This is a genomic window from Methyloceanibacter sp. (assembly GCF_035650995.1).
Taxonomy (GTDB): domain Bacteria; phylum Pseudomonadota; class Alphaproteobacteria; order Rhizobiales; family Methyloligellaceae; genus Methyloceanibacter.
Genome location: NZ_DASRGO010000137.1, coordinates 1 through 4,965 on the forward strand (window position 1 = coordinate 1; position 4,965 = coordinate 4,965).

Below are 4,965 nucleotides of genomic sequence, written 5' to 3' on the forward strand. Positions count from 1 at the left end.
GGTATTGCCGTCCGGCGCCGGGCTGCCGGGACCGGCGCGCTCGCCGAAACCCGCCACCGACATCTCGCCATCGCGCACCGCGCCGATGACCACGGCCGGGACCTTGGTGTCCAGGATGAACACCTGTCCGGTGAATCCGACAATCTCGTCGAGCAGGGCATCGGCGCGCGCCGCCGTGCCACTCGCAATAAAGCCTGCGCCAAACACCGCCGCCGCAAGAGCGGTGCGTAAACTGAACGAACTGCGATAAGTCATAGCGCGCCGCCTCCGCCCCTTACGGCGGCACTATGCACAAGAGTTGAGGTTACGGCTAGGCCGGATGGGAGCTTCTAGTGCACGCTCACCGGCACGAGGTCATTCTCGATGGCGTTGGCGATGGCGGCATTGCGGCTCTCGGCGAGAGCGATTGGCGTGCCGTCGGCGCCGAGCACCGCGTAGAACTCAATGCCCTTCGGCGCCTTCTGCAAAGCCGGGAACAATCTCTCGGCCACCTCCGGATCGAGCTGTTTGATGTAGGCCACTTCGCCATCGCCGAGTTGTGCGAGCTCGCTGCGGCTCATGAAGGCGCGCGCAAGATGATCGTCTTCTTCGTATTTGTTCATCGCATTAAAATCCTTCCTGAGAGCCGATGTGGCCAAGGCACGTCCAAAGAGCAGGCACAGCCAAAGATACGAGTCAGCCGGCGGTAAGGATGCCGACCTTCTGCACGCGCTTTTCCTTGCGCGGTCGGACGAGATCGACCGCAAGGAGGCCGTTGTGCAGTTCGGCCTTTCCGACCTCGACTCCGCTCGCGAGCACGAAGCTTCGCTTGAACTGGCGTGCGGCGATGCCGCGATGCAGATACTCCCTCGTATCGTCGTCGCGTTGCCGGCCGGAGACGATGAGCGCGCCGTCTTCGACCATCACCTCGAGCTCATCGGGCCCGAAGCCGGCGACGGCAAATGTGATGCGCATGGTCTCGCCGTTCGGCATGAGCTCGATGTTGTAGGGCGGGTAGCCCGAAGCCGTCTTTGCCGCCCCGCGCGGCTCGCGCTCGCCCGCGAGAAAGAGCCAGAGATTGCTGTCGAGGATGGTCATGCGCGACATCGGAGCGAACGCCCTTTCATAAGCGGCTGCGCCCTGTCGTTGGGTTCTTGAGGCCCTTGCGGCGCCTCAGGAAATGCTCGTGCCGCCGCGGCTTCCGAGCAACTCAACTCGGTTCGGCATATGGGGAAAACGGGCTGTAGATTCAAGCATGCGGGCCCTGGGCGCCCGGCGGCAACTTCCGTCCGGCCGCGCCTTCGACTAAGCTCCGCCGCCGTTCTCGTTTCCGTGGGGGAATCCTTACGGCCATGATCTGGTATGTCAGCTCAAAAACGGGCGACGATGCTCATGACGGGCAGAGCCCCGCCACGGCCTTCGCCTCGGTTGCGCGCGCCGTCGAGAAGGCTTCGCCGGGAGATACGATCCTCATCGCTCCCGGCGTCTACGACCAAGGCCTGCCGGCGCGGGTGAGCGAAGCGCGTGCCGCCAACATCACCGTTGCTGTGACCGGAACTTAGCCGATGACGAACGGAACGAAGCGCTTGAAGACGGGACTCTTGCTGTTTCCTGGGTTTCTCCCGCTCGATGCCGTCGGTCCCTACGAGGTGCTCGCGCGCGCACCCGAACTGGATGTGCGGCTCATTGCCAAGACGAAAGGAGCGGTGCAAAGCGAGCTTGGTCTTGCGCTCATCGCCGAGGAGGACTTCTCCTCGGCGCCCGATCTCGACATTCTCTGCGTGCCGGGAGGAAAGGGCATCGTTGAGGCCGCCGCGGATGGCGCCACCCTCGACTTCCTCAAGCGCCAGGGGGCCCAGGCCCGCTATGTCACCTCCGTCTGCACCGGCTCGCTTCTCATAGGCGCCGCCGGGCTGCTTCGGGGCTACCGCGCCACGACCCATTGGCTCAGCATCGGCCTCTTGCCGCTCGTCGGCGCACTCCCCGTGAACGAGCGCGTGGTCAAGGACAGGAACAGGATCACGAGCGCGGGCGTCACCGCAGGCATCGACCTCGCCCTGACTCTCGTCGGCGAGGTCGCGGGCACGCGCGAGGGCGCCGCGATCGAGCTGATGTTGCAATATGATCCGGCTCCGCCCTTCAAGTCGGGCGACCCGGCCACCGCGGAACCTGCGCTCGTGCAGGAGATCGCCGCCGCGCGAGCAGCGCTTCAAGACAAGCGGCGCGCCTTCTTCGCCAAGCTCGCGAGCTAGCGCAGCACGCTTTCAAATCTCGCTCGGCTCGTTGCCGCTCGCCGTCTCGACGACGCGCAGGCGTTTAACCGTCAGGTCGTCGATCTCGACAGTGCGGAGGTGAAGCTTATCGGCTTCGGCCCTGAGGATGCGTAAGCGTCCGATGGCGAGCGCGCCGATTGCCAAAGCGCCGACCGCAAGCGCACCGAGAGCGAGAGCGCCGATGGCAACCGACGGCGTGGCAGCCGGTGGCAGCTCGAGATAGCTACCCCGCGACCCGTGACGGGAGGGAAATGGTGGAGCCAGGCGGGATCGAACCGCCGACCTCGTGAATGCCATTCATTTGCTCCTACGTTGCGCCGCAACGCTTTTCTGGCATCAGCGGCAGTTTTAACCCCTTGAAAATCAAAAAGTTGACGCTCATCGCTATGTCATTGATGGGCACGGCTATGGCACCTAAAATGGCCGTCCATTTATGCATATCGTATACATAGGAGCGGCCCGATGGAACAGGAGCGGATAGAACGCAAGCGGCTGAAGAAGCCGCCGCGCGGCGAGCGCAACACCAGCATCATGACCGATCTCTCGATCTCCCGCATGAAGCCGCGCAAGAAGCAGGTTCTTACGTGGGACAAGGTGCAGAAAGGACTATACCTGCTCGTCAGTCCAGGTGGCACCAAGACGTTCCGGCATCAGTTCAAGCTGAACGGCAAATGGGTGACGCGCACGCTCGGCCGCTTCGGCGAGGTGACGACTGACACTGGCGAGAACGCGAACATCGCATGGGCGCGCAATCGAGCCCGTCAGGATCGCGCTTTGGCGTCGGAGGGCATTGACCCCCGCGCACAGCATCAGCCGACCTCGCGCCGCTCATACGAAACGATAGTGGAAGAGTTCATCGAACTTTACGCCAAGCCGCGTCAGCGCACATGGGCGCAGACGAAACGGATCCTTCTCGACGGCACGGACAATCGCGAGCGCGGGGGCAAGGACACTAGGCGCTCGCCCTGGCTGAAGCGCTCGATGGCGAACATCACTAAGAAGGACGCCTACGATCTGCTCGAGGGGATGATCGCCGAAGGGCACGGGCCGAAGGCGAAGATCACGGAGGCATGGCTCAAGACGCTTTGGAAGTGGGCGGCGCGAACAGACCGCGTTCCCGCCAACGTCATGGATGCCGTCATCATCGACTACGAGAAGAAGCACAGGGAGCGCGTCTACACCGACGCCGAGCTGATCTCGATTTGGAAGGCCGCCGAGGCGCTGCCGGCTGTAGAGCGTGCTTTCATCAAGCTGCTCATGCTTCTGGCTCCGCGCAAATCGGAATTGGCCGGAATGAGAGCCAAGGAGATTGCCGATGGCGTCTGGACGACGCCGCACGAGCGCACGAAGTCAAAGAAGAAGGCGCGCAAGAAGCGTGTCTACGTCACGCCCCTGCCACCCCTCGCCCAAAGAATCCTCAAGGGGCTGATCAAGGACGACACCGATCTTGTGTTTCCCGGACGCGGTGGTGTGCCGTTGAGTCCGACAGGGCCGCTCAAGAAAAAGCTGGTGAAGGCAGGTGCACCGGCGGACCTCACCTACCATGCGTTCCGTCACACGCTGGCGACGTGGTTGGAGAACAACGGCCACGACACCTTCGACAGGGCGCTTGTGCTCAATCATGCCGAAGCAGGCGTGACGGCGGGCTATTCGCATGGCATCGCGCTGGAACGGAAACGCGAACTGCTTGAGAAGTGGGCCGACCACGTCGAGGCGAAGGTGAAGGTGAAGGGCACTGCCTTACTGCGCTGATCTAACCTGTGCTATCGTGTTGGCCCTTGAGGGAGGGCGTCATGGTTTCACTGGGTCTGCGCTTCGCTCTGCTCAAATCCCGGATCAAGAATGGCAAGCAACCAGAGCAAATGGCTTTGGCCGAGGAAGCGATCACACGCGGGATGGAGCTTGCAAAAAAGGCATTGGACTTAGAACTCGGTGGCGTGATGGCTGCTGCATTTGAGAACCCGTCTGCCTTTGCTGACGAGGAAGGTCTCGAGCAGGGCTTGCTCTACGTGGAGCGACAGTTTCTGTGGGGCCTCTTCCACGAGTTCGTCCACGAGTATCCAACGCCGGTGAACAGCTACGACCGTATCAAGGTCCTGCTCATCAATTGGCTCATGAAGACGCGGGAACGTTCACTTGAGCAAGCTCGCGACGAAGCGAACGCCGTTGAAGACCTGTTCAATCGCGACGACACACTGTTCGGGATCGTCTCGCAATTCGGCAAGGATGCCTATTACGGGAAACACTCAAACGGGATCGCGAAGGTTTTGAAGGCGCTGCTTCAGGCGCGCTCCGAGCGCCTTGCGAAAGAGTCGTCGGCTTAATGGAGCGAAGACCGATTTGGCGGCGAGATGCCGTGCGCGCCCAAATCGAGGCTGCTATCGCCCTATTCGCTCAAGGCAAACCGATACCGTCGCTCTCGCTGGCAGGAGCCGCAGAGGAAGCCACTCCCGCCACTAACGAACCGTATGTCTTCGAGAAGGCGAAGCAGGTCGGTCCCGAAAGAGGGTATGGCACTGCGCAGGAAGTCGGCCAACGACTGAATGAGACGCGGAACTGGCTAAAACACCACGACGCACAAAAGCCGGACCCTCATTACTTCCACGAGGTCGAGGCCATCTTTATGATCCTTCGCGCCGCGACAAAGTATCAGGCCGCCTACGGCGACGATGACATAGAGGGGCTTGCCAAGTTTCGCGATTGGCTGGTGGGT

At 62.1% G+C, this 4,965-nt stretch carries 8 protein-coding genes and 1 pseudogene; 5 read left to right on the top strand and 4 right to left on the bottom strand.

All coding sequences use genetic code 11. From position 1 onward, the window contains the following. From VFB18_RS10455 to VFB18_RS10465, 3 genes and pseudogenes are all read right to left on the bottom strand, one after another. Positions 1-255: pseudogene (locus VFB18_RS10455) on the bottom strand (hypothetical protein); the annotation flags it as partial. A 74-nt stretch (positions 256-329) separates the two neighbouring features. Continuing rightward, on the bottom strand, positions 330-602 hold the full coding sequence (locus VFB18_RS10460) for a DUF1150 domain-containing protein (RefSeq protein WP_324974611.1): 273 nt from the start codon (positions 600-602) through the stop codon (positions 330-332). A gap of 73 nt (positions 603-675) precedes the next feature. Continuing rightward, positions 676-1,086 carry an Hsp20 family protein gene (locus VFB18_RS10465; protein ID WP_324974613.1) on the bottom strand — a complete coding sequence of 137 codons (411 nt, stop codon included), beginning with the start codon at positions 1,084-1,086 and terminating at the stop codon, positions 676-678. Positions 1,087-1,331: 245 nt separating this feature from the next. Between VFB18_RS10465 and VFB18_RS10470 the strand changes: the two genes are divergently transcribed. Together VFB18_RS10470 and VFB18_RS10475 are read left to right on the top strand one after the other, a co-directional pair. Then, entirely contained in the window at positions 1,332-1,541 is a 210-nt protein-coding gene (locus VFB18_RS10470; protein WP_324974615.1) for a hypothetical protein, read from the top strand. Between the two features lie 3 nt (positions 1,542-1,544). Beyond that, positions 1,545-2,231, top strand: a complete 687-nt coding sequence (locus VFB18_RS10475; RefSeq protein ID WP_324974618.1) for a DJ-1/PfpI family protein — start codon at positions 1,545-1,547, stop codon at positions 2,229-2,231. Positions 2,232-2,243: 12 nt separating this feature from the next. Here the strand turns inward: VFB18_RS10475 and VFB18_RS10480 are convergent, their stop codons facing one another. Then, positions 2,244-2,549, bottom strand: a complete 306-nt coding sequence (locus tag VFB18_RS10480; RefSeq protein ID WP_324974621.1) for a hypothetical protein — start codon at positions 2,547-2,549, stop codon at positions 2,244-2,246. Positions 2,550-2,714: 165 nt separating this feature from the next. On the opposite strand from VFB18_RS10480, the gene VFB18_RS10485 reads away from it, so the two are divergent. The 3 genes from VFB18_RS10485 to VFB18_RS10495 all read left to right on the top strand — a co-directional run. Next, positions 2,715-4,004: an integrase family protein gene (locus VFB18_RS10485; RefSeq protein ID WP_324974624.1), complete on the top strand. Its 1,290-nt coding sequence runs from the start codon at positions 2,715-2,717 to the stop codon at positions 4,002-4,004. A 41-nt stretch (positions 4,005-4,045) separates the two neighbouring features. After that, complete coding sequence (locus VFB18_RS10490; protein WP_324974626.1) at positions 4,046-4,576, top strand: hypothetical protein; 531 nt, start codon at positions 4,046-4,048, stop codon at positions 4,574-4,576. Further along, positions 4,576-4,965: hypothetical protein (locus VFB18_RS10495; RefSeq protein ID WP_324974628.1), on the top strand; the 390-nt coding region annotated here is incomplete at its 3' end. The genes VFB18_RS10490 and VFB18_RS10495, both read left to right, overlap by 1 nt.